This window comes from Sphingomonas rustica, assembly GCF_039652585.1.
Taxonomy (GTDB): Bacteria; Pseudomonadota; Alphaproteobacteria; order Sphingomonadales; family Sphingomonadaceae; genus Sphingomonas; species Sphingomonas rustica.
On the sequence record NZ_JBDIZK010000001.1, the window covers coordinates 216761 to 233041 of the forward strand.

Genomic DNA, 16281 nt, shown 5'->3' on the forward strand with positions numbered 1-16281 from the left:
ATAGCCCCCTTCGTGCGTCAGCCGAGTAGCCGCGCGTTCACCACCTTGCCGCCCTGGGTCAGGCGGATCGCATCGCCGATTTCCTCGTCGAGCACCGGCTTGCCGGCGTCCTTGTCCCAGAAGGCCGAGAGGAAATTGTAGAGGTTGCGCGAGAACAGCGCCGAGGTGTCCGCCGCCAGCCGCGACGGCACGTTGCGGTGGCCGACGATGCGGACGCCGTGGCGCTCGACGATCTCGCCGGCGACCGCGCCCTCGACATTGCCGCCCTGCTCGACCGCCAGGTCGACGATGACGCTACCCGGCTTCATCGTCGCGATCTGCGCGTCGCTGATCAGCCGCGGCGCAGCGCGGCCGGGGATCAGCGCGGTCGTGATGACGATGTCCTGCTTCGCGATATGCGACGATACCAGCTCGGCCTGCGCCTTCTGATATTCCTCGCTCATCTCGGTGGCATAGCCGCCCGAGCCCTCGCCCTCGATACCTGCGACATTCTCGACGAAGATCGGCTTGGCACCAAGCGACTGGATCTGCTCCTTGGTCGCGGCGCGCACGTCGGTGGCGGAAACCTGCGCGCCCAGACGGCGCGCGGTCGCGATCGCCTGGAGCCCGGCAACGCCGACGCCCATCACGAAGACCTTGGCGGCGGAGACGGTGCCCGCCGCGGTCATCATCATCGGAAAGGCGCGGCCATATTCGGCGGCGGCGTCCAGCACTGCCTTGTAGCCCGACAGGTTCGACTGCGAGGACAGGATGTCCATCGACTGCGCACGGGTGATGCGCGGCATGAATTCCATCGCCAGCGCTTCGAGCCCTGCCGCGGCATAGGCGTCGACCCTGGCGCGCTCGCCAAAGGGGTTCAGCCCGGCGACGACCCAGGCACCCGGCGCCACGCCGGCAAGCGTCGCGGGATCGGGGCCCTGCACCCCCAGCACGATGTCCGCGCCGCCCAGCACCGCGCCGCGATCGCCCACCGTCGCTCCGGCTGCCGCATAGCCCGCATCGTCGATCGATGCCGTGGCGCCGGCGCCGGCCTCGACCGCCACCTCCGCGCCCAGGGCGACGAACTTCTTGACGGTCTCGGGCGTGGCCGCGACCCGGCGTTCGCCGGCCGCGACTTCCTTCAATACCGCGATCTTCACCTCAGCTGGCGATCAGCACGACGACGCAAAGGGCAACCACGACGCAGATCGCGGTGCCCCAGGTCATCATCGTGACGAAGCCGCCCCAGGTCTGGGTGTGCTGCTTGATCTCATGCGTCGAGTTCGATTCGTCGGCCATGTGATCTCCCCTGATGTGCTGTTGCCGGACTTCCTAACCGCGCTGCGCCCTCGCCTCAAGGGCCGCCCCCTAATTCGCACTTAAGCTGAACTTTACCTCTGTTTCCTATCCGGACTGCTCTGAAACGGGACAGTGGGGACGAGATACAGCGAAATGACGCGAAACGGGCAACGCCTTATGATGCTGATCGACGACGAGCCGGCGCAGCGCCGCCTGGTCGGCGCGATCGCAGCGCGCCGCGGCTGGCGCACCGTATTTGCGGGCGACGCGGAGACTGCGATCGCCACGCTGGGCACGCCCGACGGCATGGCGCTCGATGCGATCCTGCTCGACCACAGCGCGCCCGACTTCGACGCTGCCGCGCTGATCGCCGAACTGCGGGTGCGACGCCCCCTGCTGCCGATTCTGGTGCTCACCGCCAATGATTCGGTTGCGGCCGCCGTTTCGGCGATGCGGGCGGGCGCGACCGATTTCCTCGTCAAGCCGCTGGCGGCGGAACGCCTGCTCGCCGCGCTGGAGGCCGTGCTGGGCGGCGAGGCCGATGGCGAATTGCGCCCGCTCAGCGAGAAGCTGTCGACCCCGCTCGCCTTTGACGAGATCGTCGGGTCGGCCCCGCTGTTCCGCGCGGCGCTGGCGATCGCCGCCAAGGCAGCGCGCGCGCGCGTGCCGATGCTGATCGAGGGCGAAAGCGGCGTCGGCAAGGAAGTGGTAGCCGAGGCGATACACGCGGCTTCCCCGCGCAGCCGCAAGGAGATAGTCCGCGTCAATTGCGGCGCGATCCCGTCCAACCTCGTCGAATCGGAATTGTTCGGGCACGAGAAAGGTGCCTTTACCGGTGCATTCGAACGCAAGATCGGCCGTTTCCAGGATGCGGACGGCGGCACGATCTTCCTCGACGAGGTCGGCGAAATCCCGCTGGACGCACAGGTCAGGCTGTTGCGCCTGCTCCAGTCGGGCGAGATCCAGCCGATCGGCGCGCGCCATCCGCGCGAAGTGGACGTCCGCGTCATTGCCGCCACCAACAAGAGCCTTGCCGCCGAGGTCGAGGCGGGACGGTTCCGCGAGGACCTTTATTACCGGCTCAACGTCGTCCAGGTCATGATCCCGCCGCTGCGCGACCGCACGGGTGACATCCCCGCGCTTGCCCGCCACCTCCTGGCGCGAATCGCCGAACAACCGGGCCTGCGTCCGCTGGGCATCACCGACGAAGCGCTTGCCTTGCTCGGCAGCTATGACTGGCCCGGCAATGTCCGGCAGTTGCAGAACGCCTTGTTCCGCGCCTCGGTTCTCTGCGAGGGCGATGGCCTGACCCGCGCCGACTTCCCCCAACTCGCCCAGCTCTCGCTCGGCCGGCCGGCGAGCACCACCGGCGGCCAGCCCTCGGGGAATGGCGGCGTCACGCTGTTCCGCGCCGACGGCAATCTGCGCACACTGCACGAGATCGAAGCGGACGTGATCCGCCTCGCGATCGGCCATTATCGCGGGCGGATGACCGAGGTTGCCCGGCGCCTGGGGATCGGGCGATCGACGCTGTACCGCAAGCTCGTCGAGCTGGGGATCGATCAGAGCGCGGCTTGACGCGACCGGCGGCCGCTCAGCGGCCGACCAGCGCCTGATCGCGCAGTCCGCGCCAGACGCGCAGCGCCTGCGCGGTTTCGAACACGTCGTGGACGCGGATGAGCTGACAGCCGAGATCGGCCCCCTTCAGCGCAAGCGCGATCGATCCGCCCAGCCGCGCCTCGGCCGGTGCCTCGTTCGACAGCGCACCGATCATCCGCTTGCGGCTCGCGCCCAGCAGGATCGGGCACCCCAGGCCGTGGAACAGCGCCAGGCCGTTGAGCAGCGCCAGATTCTCCGCCAGCGACTTGCCGAACCCGATGCCCGGATCGACCAGGATGTTCGACCGGTCGACACCGGCAGCGACCACCGCCTCGACCCGCGCCTCCAGCCAGTCATAGGTGTCGATCAGGACATCGCGGTAATTGCCGCCCATCACGCCGCCATGCGGCCCCTTTCGCGGGTCGGGCGAATGCATCAGCACCACCGGGCACTCCGCCTTGACCACCACGTCGAGCGCGCGGTCGTCCCACAACAGCGCCGCGACATCGTTCACGACATGCGCGCCGGCGGCCAGCGCCGCTTCCATCACCCCCGCCTTGCGCGTGTCGATCGAGACGGCGGCACCGCTGCGCGCCAGCCGCTCGATCACCGGGGCGACCCGCCTGATTTCTTCGCCTTCCCACACGGTTTCCGCACCGGGTCGCGTGGATTCGCCGCCGACATCGATGATCGCGGTGCCGGCGATGGTCATATCGACCCCGGCGCGTGCGGCGGCCTCGGCATCGTCGATATGCGCGCCGCCGTCGGAGAAACTGTCTGGGGTCAGGTTCAGGATCCCCATGACCAGCGGCTGATCGAGCCGAAGCGTGCGGTCTCCCAGTGCCAGCGGCGGCCGCGGGGACGTGATGCGCGCGGCGATCGCGTCCAGCACAGGGTCGCATAGCCCGGCCAGGTCGGCCACGGGGAGCGTCGTCTGCGTGATCCGCTTTCCGTCCTGGACCGCGATGACGTCATAGGCAGCAAACCAGCTGAGCCCCCCCGCCAGCCGCACGACCTGGCCGTCGCGACCGATCGGCGTGTCGACGAACTGCGTGGGGAGGAGATAGCGCCTGGCGGAGGACGGAAGGTCGATCATGCCGCCTCTCTTAGCCTCGGCCCGCGCCCTTGGCGACGATCCTGCGCGGCGTCGCGCAGCGTGCGGAAGATCCGACGATCAGCCCTCGCGCTTCGCCCGGCTCACCAGCAGCTTGTCGATCTTGCGCTCGTCCATGTCGACGATCTCGAACCGCCAGCCCTGGGTGACGAAATGCTCACCTTCGTGCGGCAGGTGCTTGAGGATGGCCAGCGCCAGGCCGGCGACCGTCGCATAGTCGCGGTCCTCGTCCAGATCGAGGCCCAGCCGCTCGGCAAGCGAGTCCGCCGGGGTCTGGCCCGCGACCAGGAACGATCCGTCCTCGCGAACGACGATATTGGGATTCTCGCCGGGGGTCGCGTCGGATGCCTGTTCACCGGCGATCGCGGCCAGCAGGTTGGCCGGCGTCACGATCCCTTCAAAATGGCCATATTCGTCATGGACGAAGCCCATCGGCACCTCGGCGCGACGCAGCGCCCCCAGTGCGTCCATCGCATCGACCTGGTCGGGCAGGACCGGTGCGGCGCGCATCAGCGCGCGCAGGTCGAGTGCCTCCCCGCGGATCATCGCCGCGACGATGTCGCGCGACTGGACGACGCCGACGACAGCGTCGATCGACCCGTCGCCGACCGGCAGGCGCGTGTGCGGCGTCGCCACCAGCGCCGCGCGGATCCCGTCATTGTCGAGGTTGAGGTCCAGCCAATCGACTTCGGTGCGCGGCGTCATGACTTCGCGCACCGGACGATCGGCCAGCCGGACGACGCTGGAGATGATCGATCGCTCATGCTCCTCGATCACGCCCGATCGGGTCGCCTCCGCCACCAGCAGGTGGAGCTCCTCGGCAGTGACGCGATTTTCCGATTCGCGGCTCAGCCCGACCAGGCGGAAGACCAGCGCGCTGCTCCGGTCGAGCAGCCACACCACCGGGGCGGTCGCCTTGCTGAGCCACAGCATCGGCACCGCGACCAGCACCGCGATCGGCTCTGGCGAGCGCAGCGCGAATTGCTTGGGCACCAGTTCGCCGACGATCAGCGAGGCATAGGTGGTCAGCGCGATGACGATGGTGAAGCCGATCGTCTCGGCAGTCTGCGGCTCGACGCCGAAAAGCTGGATCCGCGCCGCCGTCGGGCTGCCCAGGCTCGCGCCCGAATAGGCGCCGGCGATGATGCCGATCAGGGTGATGCCGATCTGCACGGTCGACAGGAACCGGCCGGGATCCGCCGCCAGGGCCATCGCGGTGCGCGCGCTGCGCTTGCCGGACCGGGCCATCGCCTCGATCCGCGCCGGGCGCGCGGACACGATCGCAAGCTCCGACATCGCGAAGACGCCATTGAGTGCGATCAGCGCGAGGATGATCGCGACATCGATCCAGGGGAAGGGTGGAAGCGGGTCCATCGATTCGCGCCAGCCATAGCGGCAAGCCGATGCCTTTCACAACCGCGCATCTCGCAAGCAGGATCGGCTTTCGATGCGCAAGCGGAACAAGACTCGCGCGAAACGGGTTTCACCTCGATAACCAGGAACCAGGGGAGTCTTCCAATGCGCACTCGCTTTCTGATCGCAACCGCGCTGGGCGCGGCGCTGCTGACCGGTGGTTGCATGACCGATCCGGTGACCGGCGAGCGACGGGTGTCGAACACCGCGATCGGCGGAATCACCGGTGCGCTGGGCGGCTATCTGCTGGGCGACATCGTCGGCGGCCGCAACGACCGCACCGAAAAGCTGGTCGGTGCCGGGCTTGGCGGCCTCGCCGGCGTCGCGATCGGATCCTATATGGACCGGCAGGAGCGCGAACTGCGCGAGCGGACCGCGGGCAGCGACGTGCAGGTGATCCGCAACGGCGACGACCTGATACTGCGCATGCCGTCGGGAATCACCTTCGCCACCGACAGCGCGACTATCGATCCGCAGTTCCGCCCGACGCTCGACCGGGTGGGTGAAGTGCTCGGCCAATATGACCAGACCTATGTCGACATCTATGGCCACACCGATTCGACCGGCGCGGATGCCTATAACCAGACGCTGTCGGAGCGTCGCGCGCGGTCGGTCGCCGACTATCTCTCGACCCGCGGCGTGCGCAGCGTTCGGATCGCCACCCGCGGCTTCGGCGAGACCCAGCCGATCGCAAGCAACGACACCGAGGAAGGCCGCGCCGCCAATCGCCGTGTCGAGATCAAGCTGGTGCCGATCGAAAACGGCCGCTGATCGCGGCCGTCAGCCGCGGCGCTGCCTGAAGAAGTCGCGGAGCAGCCCGGCCGCCTCGCTTTCGCCGATCCCCGAATAGATTTCGGGGCGGTGATGGCAGGTCGGCTGGGCAAAGACGCGCGCACCATGTTCGACCGCGCCGCCCTTGGGGTCGGCAGCGCCATAATAGAGCCGGGCGATACGCGCATGGGCGATGGCGCCGGCACACATGGCGCAGGGCTCCAGCGTCACCCACAGGTCGCAATCCTCCAGCCGTTCGCGACCCAGCAGCCGTGCCGCCTCGCGGATCGCCAGCATCTCGGCATGGGCGGTGGGGTCGGTCAGCCGGCGCGGCGCATTCGCCGCAACCGCCACGATCCGGCCGGCATGGACCAGGGCGGCGCCCACCGGCACTTCGTCCGCTTCCGCGGCCGCATGGGCGGCATCGAGCGCGGCGCGCATCGGATCGGGGAGCGGGAACATGGCGACGACCTAGCCCAGGCCGATGCCCGCGTCACCCGTCACACCGGCGCGGCCGATCCACGACCGGAAGCGACCAGCCACAGGGCATGGGCCATGCCGGGCACGAAGCCGAGCATCGTCAGACCGATCGTGATCCAGAAGTTCCGGGATGCTCCACCCGAGAGGTAGGTCGCCAGCGGCGGCGCGAACACCGCCGCCGCGATCCTGCCCGGGCGGGGCGCGATCACTTGTTGTCGACCGGGGTGCCGTCGGCCTTCTTCACTTCGATCGCCGGCACCTCGACGGTCTTGTTAGTCGTGGTCAGATCGATCGAACCGGTTTCCGCCTTCACCTTGGGCATCTGGCCGCCGTCGACGCTGACCTTCGGCATCTGGCCGGACTGCATCTGGACGTTGAGCAGGCCGCTGTAGATCAGCACCACAGCGATCAGGGCAAGCAGGCCTACAAGGATCAGAATTCCGCGCATTGCAATCTTCCCCATCGAATCGTTTGCGTAATAACGCCCGATTGATCATGAGGGTTGCGCGTCGACATACAGATTCCCGGTCGAATCGGTTGACGCACTGTCCCAACCGGGGTATCGGCGCGGCCTTTCCGGCCCGGGTCTGCCCAGGTCAAAACCAGGATTTACAGCGATGTCGCGCATTTGCGAGCTGACCGGCAAGGGCCGGCAGGTGGGTAACAACGTTTCCCACGCCAACAACAAGACCAAGCGGACTTTCCTGCCCAACCTGCAGAATGTCACGCTCCTGTCGGATTCGCTGGGCCGCAGCGTGCGCCTTCGCGTGTCGACCCACGGCCTGCGCTCGGTCGAGCATGTCGGCGGCCTGGACAATTGGCTGCTGAAGACCCGCGACGACGACCTGTCGCTGCGCTGCCGCCGCCTGAAGCGGGAAGTCCGCAAGGCGTCGACCGCCGAACAGGCGGCCGCCTAACCCATTCCGCTCCATGCGGATTGCGAGCCCGTTCTCCCGTGCGGAGAGCGGGTCTTTCGCGTGACCGGCTCAGGGCGTTTCCAGCCTGAACTTCAGCAGCAGCGATTCCTCGAACCACAGCTGATTGTCATCCGACGCGATCCACAGGATCGTGTCCTCGCCCTCCCGCGTCACCGCCAGCGCTTCGAAATTGTCGTGCTGTACCGGCGCGGCGAAGGTCGCGATCTCCTGCCCGCGCACGACCGCATCCTTGCGCACCTTGCGTCCGTCGACGATCACCAGCTTGGCGGTGAACAGGTCGCGCAGCGTCACCCGGCGGTTGAGGATCAGCAGCCGGCCGTCGGGCAGTTCCGCCATGTCGGTCGGGTCATAGCCCTCGGGCGGGACATAGGACCATCGCTCGAACGGCGTTCCGGCCTCGGCAGGATCGCCCAGGAAGCGCAACGCCAGACGCGCGTCGCGTCGCGCCCTCGGCCGTGACATCTCGCTGATCACCAGAAAGACGCCGCTGCGCAGGCGGACCATCGATTCGGGACCGCCATTGACCGCCCAGTTCGCCATCGGCTCCGGTTCGGCATGCGCCTCGAACCGGCCATCCGCCGCAAACCGCCAGATCGCATTATATTGTTCGAACCCGACCCAATATTGTCCGGTCGCCGGATTCCAGGTCAGGGATTCGCTGTCGCGATCGATTTTCAGCCAGCCGGTGCCCGGCCCGCCGCTCAGGTCGCCGAACGAGACGTCTCGCGGAATCCAGTCCTTTCCCATGCGAAATCGCAGGACATTGCCGGCGTCGCTGACCAGCATGAACCGGTCGCCATCGATCTTCATCGCCGAAAAGCCGCCAAAGGGCGGTTGGGTGCCGCGCAGGCGGATGCCCCCCAGATAGGTCAGCGCGCCGAGCCGGGTGCGTGTGGGATCGGAGCGATCGAGCGGGACGCGATCGACCATCAGCACCTCGCCCGGCTTGAATGACTCGAGCGGCTCCGGCCCCGATGTCGGGAAGTTCAGCCAGAACAGGATGAGGATCAGCAGCCACGCACGCATCCGCCGGTCATAGCCGCTGCCCCCGGCGGGGACAGCGCAGAAAGCTGAACCTCAGATAACAAGTGCGTTCAGTTTCGAATCACGGGAACCGGATTAGATCCGAATCGTTGTTGGCGTACGAGTTCCCCTCGCGTGGTGTATCGAGGGTAGAGGGCCGGTCCGAAGGACCGGCCCTCTTCGTTTGTGCGGCACGGGGCCGCACCCCGATCAGTACATGTGCTGGCCGCCGTTTATGCTCAGCGTCGATCCGGTGACGAAACCGCCCTCTTCCGAGCACAGGAACGTCACGCCCCGCGCGATCTCGGTCGCCTGTCCCAGTCGCCCAACCGGGATCTTCGCCACGATCTTCTCCAGCACCTCGGCGGGAACCGCCGCGACCATGTCGGTGTCGATATAGCCCGGTGCGATCGCGTTGACGGTGACGCCGGCACGTGCGCCTTCCTGCGCCAGCGCCTTGGTGAAGCCGTGGATGCCCGACTTCGCGGCGGCATAGTTCACCTGGCCATATTGGCCAGCCTGGCCGTTGATCGATCCGATATTGACGATCCGGCCCCATTTGCGGCTGCGCATGCCGGGGAAGGTGGCGTGCGCCATGTTGAAGCAGCCGCCCAGGTTGATGCGGATCACATCCTCCCACATGTCGCGGCTCATCTTCAGGATCGTGCCGTCGCGGGTGATGCCGGCATTGTTGACGACGATGTCGACCGGCCCCAGCGCCGCCTCGACTTCCGCAACCCCGGCGGCGCAGGCGTCGAAATCGCCCACGTCCCATTTGAACGCCTTGATCCCGGTGCGCTCGGTAAACTCGCGCGCCTTCTCGTCATTGCCGCCGTAATTGGCGGCAACCGTCACACCCTTTTCCTGAAGCGCCAGGCTGATCGCTTCACCAATACCTCGGGTCCCGCCCGTTACGATCGCCACGCGTGCCATTCAGCTTCCTCTCTAGACTAGGTAGATTTACGCAGAGGCTAGGCGGGCTCGATCCAGCCTGCAAGTTCCCGCCGCACCAGATTCGACACCATTTCCATGCCTGCTTCGCTGTCGTTGAGGCAGGGAAGATAGGCGAAGCGTTCCCCGCCCGCGGTCAGGAAGCTTTCCTGCCCGCGGATCGACAGTTCCTCGAGCGTTTCCAGGCAGTCGGCGGAAAAGCCGGGCGCCAGAATCGCGACCCGTTTCTTTCCTTCGCCGGCCAGCCGGACCAGGGTCGTGTCGGTCGCGGGCTCCAGCCACTTGGCGCGGCCGAAGCGCGACTGGAACGCGACCACCAGCTCGCGACCCATCGCTTCGGACAACAGCCGCGCCGTCTTGCGGCAATGGCAATGATAGGGATCGCCCAGCTCCAGCGTGCGCTGCGGCATGCCGTGAAAGCTGGCGACGATCGCGTCGGGTTCGAAATCGAGCGACGCGAGCGACGTCTCGACCGAGACCTTCAGCGCGGCGATATAGCCGGCATCGTCGAAATAGGGCGGCAGGGTACGCAGCGCCGGCTGCCAGCGCATCTTCGCCAGCGCGGCGAACACCATGTCGTTGGCGGTCGCGGTCGTCGCCCCGCAATATTGCGGATAGAGCGGCGCGACCAGGATCCGCTCGCACCCGCGCGCCTTCAGCGCGGCGAGCCGGTCGGCGATCGCCGGTCGGCCATAGCGCATCGCATGATCGACGATCGCCGCCTCGCCCAGCACCGCCTGGAGCGCGCGTGCCTGCGCTGCGGTGATCGCCGCCAGCGGCGATCCGTCCTCGCGCCATACCTGTTGATAGGCATGGGCCGATTTTTTCGGACGGGTGGTGAGGATGATCCCGCGCAGGATCGGCTGCCAGAGAAGCGGCGGTATCTCGACCACGCGCCGGTCGGACAGGAACTCGGCGAGATAGCGCCGCACCGCGGCAGCGGTGGGCGCGTCGGGGGTGCCGAGGTTGATCAGCAGAACGCCGATCTTGCCGGTCGCGACCGGTGGATGGTCAGGCGGAAGGGTCATTCGATGTCCGACAAGAGGGGGAGCGAGCGGAGGCGAACGCCGCTTGCCGCCTGGATGGCATTGGCAATGGCGGGCGCGACCACCGGCACGGCGAGTTCGCCCACCCCGCCCGGATCGGCATCGCTGCGCACGATCTCTACGGTGATGTCGGGCGTATCCGCCAGCCGGGGCAGCGACAGGTCGGCAAGGTCGTCTACCGCCGCGAAATTGTCGGTGAAGCCGGTCGATGCGCCGATCGTCGCGGCCAGGCCGAAGATCAGCCCCCCCTCGATCTGCTGCTGGACCAGGTCGGGATTGATGATCCGGCCGACATCGACCACCGCAACCATCCGGCCGACCTTGATCGTCCGCCCGGTCAGTTGCGCCTCGGCCAGCAGTGCGACATGCGATCCGCGGAAGCTGTGGCAGGCGATACCCTGGCCGCTGCCCGGCGCGCCGCCCTGCCAGTTGCCCAGCTGTGCCGCGAGCTGAAGGCAGCGCGCCAGCCGCGCATTGCCGCCCAGCATCGCCATGCGGAACACCAGCGCGTCGACCTCGGCGACATGCGCCAGTTCGTCGATGAAGCTTTCGGTGAAGAACGCGGTGTAGCTGTGCGAATCGGACCGCCAATGGCCGGTCGGCACCCCGAGTTCGGCCGGATGGTGATCGATCGCATAATTGGGAATGGCATAGGGTGGGATCGCACCGGCGACTGCCGAGGGGTCGGTCGCCCCCGGCAGCGCGAGCGAGGTCGCCACCACCGGGTCGCTTCCCAGCAGCCGCTCGGCCAGCTGCCGCCCGGTCGGCGGCGCGGCGATCTTGGCCAGCCAGCCCGACACCGTCTTCGCGCCGACGACCTTGCCGGTCATCCGCGCCGCGGCGGCGGGACGGAAACGGTCATGGCGCAGATCCTCGACGCGCGACCAGGTCAGCTGGACCGGCCGCTCTATCTTGGTCGCGATCACCGCCGCCTGAGCCGCGACCTGATGCTCCAGCTTCGCGCCGAACGACCCGCCCGCCATCACCGGGTAGATGACGACATCGCCCTCGCCGAGCCCCACCGCACGCGCCGCGGCGGCCCGCGCAAGGGCCGGTGCCTGGGTCGGGAGCCACAGCGACAGCCGCCCCTGGCTGAACGACGCGGTGCAGGTCATCGGCTCGATCGCGGCATGGACCGCAAGATTCACGTGATATTCGGCCGAAACCACCCGCGCGCCGCGAAACTCCCCGGCAAGGTCGCCCGATTCGGCGATCCGCACCCCGTCGGCATCGAACGCGCCGCCCAAAGCCGCGGCGATCGAATCGTCGTTGACCACTGTCTCGGGCACCTGGAAGCGCGGGCGCATCGCCTCCAGCGCCCGCTCCGCCGCCCACCAGGTATCGGCGACCGCCGCCACCCAGTCATTGGTGCGCACGACCGACCGCATGCCCGGGATCTTCCCCGCCGCCGCCTCGTCGACCCGGGCCAGCCCCGCCGAACCCACCTGCCCCTGGCGGATCGAGGCGAAGACCATGTTCGGCAACCGGATGTCGCCGGCGAAATTGGCGCTGCCATCGACCTTCGACGGAACGTCGAGCCGGGGCACCGTCTGGCCCTGGAGCCGGTTGGCGTCGCCGCTGCGCAGCGGCACCGGCTCGGCGACGCTCTGTCCGGCAGCATCGCCGGCGACCTCGCCGAAGCCGATCTTCTGGTCGCCGTGAACCACCTGACCGTCGGCGGTGCCGCAGGCCTGCCAGTCGACGCCCCAGCGCGCCGCCGCCGCCTTGCACAGCGCGACGCGCGCCGCGGCGCCCGCCCGGCGCAGCACATCTTCGAAATTGCGGATCGAGCTCGACCCGCCGGTCAGCACCAGCGCCGATCGCGCCGCATAGGTCCGCCGGAGCGAGTCCGACAGCCCGCCCAGCGCCGTCTCGAACAGCGTCGCCGCACCCAGCGCATTGGCATAGAGCGGGTTGAGCGGTGCCGGCTCGACCCCAACCTGCGACCAGGACGCGCCCAACTCGTCGGCGATCACCTGGGGAAAGGCGGTGAAGACGCCCTGCCCCATTTCCAGCTGCGGCACGGCAACGGTGACATGGCCGTCGGTGCCGATCTTGATCCAGGCGCCGAACAGCGTCTCGTTCGCATCGGCGGTCAGGTTCGGCAAATAGGTGCGCGGCCAGACCGCCCAGGCGACCAGCAGGCCCACGCCCGCACCGCCGCCGATCAGCAGGCTTCTCCTGTCCAGCTTGAGCTTTCCGGAGCCCGCCTGCTCTCGCCTTTCCGCCATGCCGGCTGCTCTATCGTGCGGTCGCGCGGCGCGCCAGTGACCGAAATGGTGTATCATTTATACAATACACTTGGGTTTGCCGCCGTCGGGGGGTAAGGACGGGCGACATACCGACCCCGGGGGACCGACCACCGTGCTGCTTTCCGTGCTTTCCGCCGCTGCCTCCGACCATCTCACCTATGCCGGCCTCGGGCTGGATCCGGTGGCGCTGAAGATCGGCAGCTTCGCGATCAAATGGTATTCGCTCGCCTATATCGCGGGCATCCTGATCGGCTGGTGGTATCTGCTGCGCCTGCTGGCGCAGCCGGGCGCGCCGATGTCGCGGCGTCACGCCGACGACCTGGTCTTCTACGCGACCTTGGGCATCATCATCGGCGGGCGGCTGGGCTATGCGATCTTCTACGACCCCGCGCTGCTGGTGAACCCGCTTCAGTTCCTGAAGCTGTGGGAAGGCGGCATGTCGCTGCACGGCGGCGTCATCGGCACCACTGTCGCCATCCTGTGGCTGTCCAGGCGCAACGGCCTCAACTGGCTGCGCGTCCACGACTATGTCGCCTGCTGCGCCCCCTTCGGCCTGTTCTTCGGCCGCCTCGCCAATTTCGTGAACGGCGAATTGTGGGGCAAGCCGAGCGAAATGCCTTGGGCGATCGTGTTCAACCGCACCGTGGAAGCCGGCCTTGTCGAACCCGCCCGCCATCCCAGCCAGCTGTACGAGGCGGGCCTCGAGGGCCTGGTCCTGTTCGCGATCCTCGCCTGGATGTTCTGGCGGACCAAGGCGCGCTACGAACCGGGCAAGCTCGTCGGCGTCTTTCTGCTCGGCTACGGTGCCTTCCGCTTCTTCGTCGAATTCTTCCGCGAACCCGACAGCCAGTTCAAAAACACCGTCTTCGAGACCACGATTCACATGGGCCAGCTGCTGTGCCTTCCGATGATCGCGGGCGGCATCTACCTGATCCTGACCGCGAAGAAGCGCCGCCAGCGGGTCGAGCCGATCGCGGGCAGCGAAAGCGTCGCCTGACGCGCAGTCGCGGGGCCTCCCCAAGGCCGATGCGAGACGATAGGGGGGAATGGTGACCGACGCCGAACCCCTTCTCGCCGAACGCCTGTCCCGCGCGATCACCCTGGCCGGGCCGATTCCGCTGTCGCAATATATGGGCGCGGCAAACGCCCATTATTATGCGACGCGCGACCCGCTGGGCGCGCGCGGCGACTTCACCACCGCGCCCGAGATCAGCCAGATGTTCGGTGAACTGGTCGGCCTGTGCCTCGCCGACCTGTGGGACCGCGCCGGCCGGCCCGAGGCGCGCTATGTCGAGCTTGGCCCCGGGCGCGGCACGCTGGCCGCGGATGCGCTTCGCGCCATGGCGCGCGGCGGCCTGACTCCGCCGATCCATTTCGTCGAGAACAGCCCGACCCTGCGCGAGGCGCAGAAGGAACGCGTGCCGGCCGCGGAATGGAGCCTCGACCTGCTCGGCATCGCTGAGGATCGACCGCTGCTGATCGTGGCCAATGAATTCTTCGACGCGCTTCCGATCCGCCAGTTGGTGAAGACGGCCGAGGGCTGGGTCGAGCGGCTGGTCGCCTGCCAGGACACGCTGTTCCTGCCGATTGCCGGAACGCGTTCGTTCGATCAGGTCATTCCCCCCGCCTTGCGCGACGCGCCGCCGGGCTCGATCCTCGAAACCTCGCCCGCCTCGGTCGCGATCCTGCGCGCGCTGGCCGGACGATTGCTGGCTCAGGGCGGCGCGGCGATCCTCATCGACTATGGCTATTCGGGGCCTGCGATCGGCGACACGCTTCAGGCGGTGCGCGGCCACGACTATGCCAATCCGTTCGAGACACCGGGCGAGGCGGACCTGACCGCCCATGTCGATTTCGGCACGCTGCGCGAGGCGGCGGAGGTCGAGGGACTGACCGTTCACGGCCCCGTGACGCAGGGTGCGTTCCTCAGGTCGCTCGGCATCGATGCGCGGGCCCAGTCCCTGGCGCGCGCTCAGCCCGATCGCGCCGCCGATATCGCAACCGACCGCAACCGCCTGGTCGAGGACGATCAGATGGGCGACCTGTTCAAGGTGCTCGCGCTGACCGCGCCCGGCTGGCCGGCACCCGAGGGATTCCGATGATCGACTATCGTCCCGCCGTCGCCGCCGACGGCCCCGCCCTGTCCGCCACGGCGAGCGAAAGCTTCACCGAAACCTTCGGCCATCTCTACCGGCCCGAGGATCTGGCCCAGTTTCTCGACCAGACGTTCGGCCCGTCGGGCCTGCCCAGCCAGATCGGCCACCCCGACTTCACCATCCAGGTCGCCACCGATGCGGGCCGCGTCGTCGGCTTCGCCAAGGTCGGGCCGGTCGCCTTTCCCGGCGACTGGTCGGACAGCGATATCGAGCTGTACCAGATCTATGTCCTGTCCGGCTGGTTCGGCAGCGGGATCGGCGCAGCGCTGATGGACTGGGCGATCGAGACCGCACGAGCGCGCGGGTTCAGGCGCCTGGTGCTCAGCGTGTTCGTCGACAATCACCGCGCCCGCCGCTTCTATGCGCGATACGGAATGCGCGAGGTCGGCCGGTACGAGTTCAAGGTCGGAACCCATGTCGACGAGGATGTGCTGATGGTGCTCGACCTGTGAGCGAGGGGGTGGAAGTCGTCCGCGCCCGCGCGCTGGACGGGGTTGCGCATGGCTTTCTCGGTCGGCGCGGCGGCGTATCGACCGGGATCCTGTCGGGACTGAATGTCGGAACCGGATCGAGCGACGATCCCGCCGCGATCGCCGAAAACCGCCGGCGCGCGACCGAGGCGGTGGTGCCGGGCGGCCAACTTGCGACGGTGTTCCAGATCCATTCGGCCGAGGCGGTGGTCGCCACCCGCGCCTGGCCGCTCGACGCCCGGCCGCACGCCGATGCGCTGGTCACCGACCGGCCCGGCGTGGCGCTGGGCATCCTGACCGCCGACTGCGCGCCGGTGCTGTTCGCCGACCGCGAGGCGGGCGTGGTCGGCGCCGCCCATGCCGGGTGGAAGGGGGCGATCGGCGGCGTCACCGATTCGACCATCGCGCTGATGGAAAGCCTGAGCGCGCAGCGCGAACGGATCGTCGCCGCGATCGGGCCCTGCATCGCTCGCGCCAGCTACGAGGTGGACGAAGCTTTCCTGCGTCGCTTCGCCGAGATGGATCCGGAGAACGAGCGCTTCTTCGCGGCGGGGCGGCCCGATCACTATCAGTTCGACCTCGAGGCCTATGTCGCCCATCGCCTGGCAACGGCAGGCGTCCGCCGGATCGAGGCGCTGGGCGAGGACACCTATGCCCAGCCGGATCGTTTCTTCAGCTATCGCCGCTCCACCCACCGATCGGAGCCCGATTACGGACGGCAGATTTCGGTGATTGGTATCATTTGAGACGTTTCTTGAGCGTCTCGCATGCGTTAGAGCGGGACCCAAGG

18 protein-coding genes are annotated in these 16281 nt (G+C 67.9%); 7 read left to right on the top strand and 11 right to left on the bottom strand.

Annotated features, from left to right (window positions below):
* Positions 1–17: 17 nt before the first annotated feature.
* Positions 18–1139, bottom strand: coding sequence for an NAD(P) transhydrogenase subunit alpha (locus TPR58_RS00995; RefSeq protein WP_346244732.1), 1122 nt, complete (start codon positions 1137–1139; stop codon positions 18–20).
* Between the two features lies 1 nt (position 1140).
* Positions 1141–1278, bottom strand: a complete 138-nt coding sequence (locus TPR58_RS01000; RefSeq protein WP_346244733.1) for an aa3-type cytochrome c oxidase subunit IV — start codon at positions 1276–1278, stop codon at positions 1141–1143.
* Between the two features lie 153 nt (positions 1279–1431).
* On the opposite strand from TPR58_RS01000, the gene TPR58_RS01005 reads away from it, so the two are divergent.
* Positions 1432–2856, top strand: a complete 1425-nt coding sequence (locus TPR58_RS01005) for a sigma-54-dependent transcriptional regulator (protein WP_346244734.1) — start codon at positions 1432–1434, stop codon at positions 2854–2856.
* 16 nt (positions 2857–2872) lie between these two features.
* On the opposite strand, the gene folP is transcribed toward TPR58_RS01005, so the two are convergent.
* The gene (gene folP / locus TPR58_RS01010) at positions 2873–3973 is read right to left on the bottom strand and encodes a dihydropteroate synthase (protein ID WP_346244735.1); all 1101 of its coding nucleotides are present in this window, start codon (positions 3971–3973) and stop codon (positions 2873–2875) included.
* Between the two features lie 78 nt (positions 3974–4051).
* Positions 4052–5365, bottom strand: coding sequence for a hemolysin family protein (locus tag TPR58_RS01015; RefSeq protein ID WP_346244736.1), 1314 nt, complete (start codon positions 5363–5365; stop codon positions 4052–4054).
* Positions 5366–5509: 144 nt separating this feature from the next.
* On the opposite strand from TPR58_RS01015, the gene TPR58_RS01020 reads away from it, so the two are divergent.
* Complete coding sequence (locus TPR58_RS01020; RefSeq protein WP_346244737.1) at positions 5510–6175, top strand: YiaD family glycine zipper/OmpA-like lipoprotein; 666 nt, start codon at positions 5510–5512, stop codon at positions 6173–6175.
* Positions 6176–6184: 9 nt separating this feature from the next.
* On the opposite strand, the gene TPR58_RS01025 is transcribed toward TPR58_RS01020, so the two are convergent.
* Genes TPR58_RS01025 through TPR58_RS01035 form a run of 3 tightly spaced genes read right to left on the bottom strand, consistent with a single transcriptional unit; the run spans position 6185 to position 7103 of the window.
* Positions 6185–6616, bottom strand: coding sequence for a nucleoside deaminase (locus TPR58_RS01025; RefSeq protein WP_346245113.1), 432 nt, complete (start codon positions 6614–6616; stop codon positions 6185–6187).
* Positions 6617–6675: 59 nt separating this feature from the next.
* A complete protein-coding gene (locus tag TPR58_RS01030) occupies positions 6676–6864 on the bottom strand; it encodes a YqaE/Pmp3 family membrane protein (protein ID WP_346244738.1) in 189 nt (62 codons plus the stop codon).
* Positions 6861–7103: a hypothetical protein gene (locus TPR58_RS01035; RefSeq protein ID WP_346244739.1), complete on the bottom strand. Its 243-nt coding sequence runs from the start codon at positions 7101–7103 to the stop codon at positions 6861–6863. Before TPR58_RS01035 ends, TPR58_RS01030 begins: the two co-directional genes overlap by 4 nt.
* Positions 7104–7272: 169 nt before the next feature.
* On the opposite strand from TPR58_RS01035, the gene rpmB reads away from it, so the two are divergent.
* Complete coding sequence (gene rpmB / locus TPR58_RS01040; protein WP_346244740.1) at positions 7273–7572, top strand: 50S ribosomal protein L28; 300 nt, start codon at positions 7273–7275, stop codon at positions 7570–7572.
* Between the two features lie 69 nt (positions 7573–7641).
* Here rpmB and TPR58_RS01045 read toward each other — a convergent pair whose 3' ends face one another.
* From TPR58_RS01045 to TPR58_RS01060, 4 genes are all read right to left on the bottom strand, one after another.
* Positions 7642–8619, bottom strand: a complete 978-nt coding sequence (locus TPR58_RS01045; protein ID WP_346244741.1) for an esterase-like activity of phytase family protein — start codon at positions 8617–8619, stop codon at positions 7642–7644.
* A gap of 207 nt (positions 8620–8826) precedes the next feature.
* Positions 8827–9549 carry an acetoacetyl-CoA reductase gene (gene phbB / locus TPR58_RS01050; protein WP_346244742.1) on the bottom strand — a complete coding sequence of 241 codons (723 nt, stop codon included), beginning with the start codon at positions 9547–9549 and terminating at the stop codon, positions 8827–8829.
* Positions 9550–9587: 38 nt separating this feature from the next.
* Positions 9588–10595 carry a ferrochelatase gene (hemH, locus tag TPR58_RS01055; protein WP_346244743.1) on the bottom strand — a complete coding sequence of 336 codons (1008 nt, stop codon included), beginning with the start codon at positions 10593–10595 and terminating at the stop codon, positions 9588–9590.
* Complete coding sequence (locus tag TPR58_RS01060) at positions 10592–12844, bottom strand: xanthine dehydrogenase family protein molybdopterin-binding subunit (RefSeq protein ID WP_346244744.1); 2253 nt, start codon at positions 12842–12844, stop codon at positions 10592–10594. Before TPR58_RS01060 ends, hemH begins: the two co-directional genes overlap by 4 nt.
* Before the next feature lie 133 nt (positions 12845–12977).
* Here TPR58_RS01060 and lgt point away from each other — a divergent pair, with 133 nt between their 5' ends.
* From lgt to pgeF, 4 genes are read left to right on the top strand one after another with little or no spacing between them, the layout of a single operon-like run.
* The gene (gene lgt, locus TPR58_RS01065; protein WP_346244745.1) at positions 12978–13862 is read left to right on the top strand and encodes a prolipoprotein diacylglyceryl transferase; all 885 of its coding nucleotides are present in this window, start codon (positions 12978–12980) and stop codon (positions 13860–13862) included.
* A 52-nt stretch (positions 13863–13914) separates the two neighbouring features.
* Positions 13915–14967: a class I SAM-dependent methyltransferase gene (locus TPR58_RS01070; protein ID WP_428835678.1), complete on the top strand. Its 1053-nt coding sequence runs from the start codon at positions 13915–13917 to the stop codon at positions 14965–14967.
* Positions 14964–15473 (top strand): GNAT family N-acetyltransferase, encoded by a 510-nt coding sequence (locus TPR58_RS01075; RefSeq protein WP_346244746.1) that lies wholly within the window; start codon positions 14964–14966, stop codon positions 15471–15473. Before TPR58_RS01070 ends, TPR58_RS01075 begins: the two co-directional genes overlap by 4 nt.
* Entirely contained in the window at positions 15470–16237 is a 768-nt protein-coding gene (gene pgeF, locus TPR58_RS01080; protein ID WP_346244747.1) for a peptidoglycan editing factor PgeF, read from the top strand. Before TPR58_RS01075 ends, pgeF begins: the two co-directional genes overlap by 4 nt.
* Positions 16238–16281: the final 44 nt, after the last annotated feature.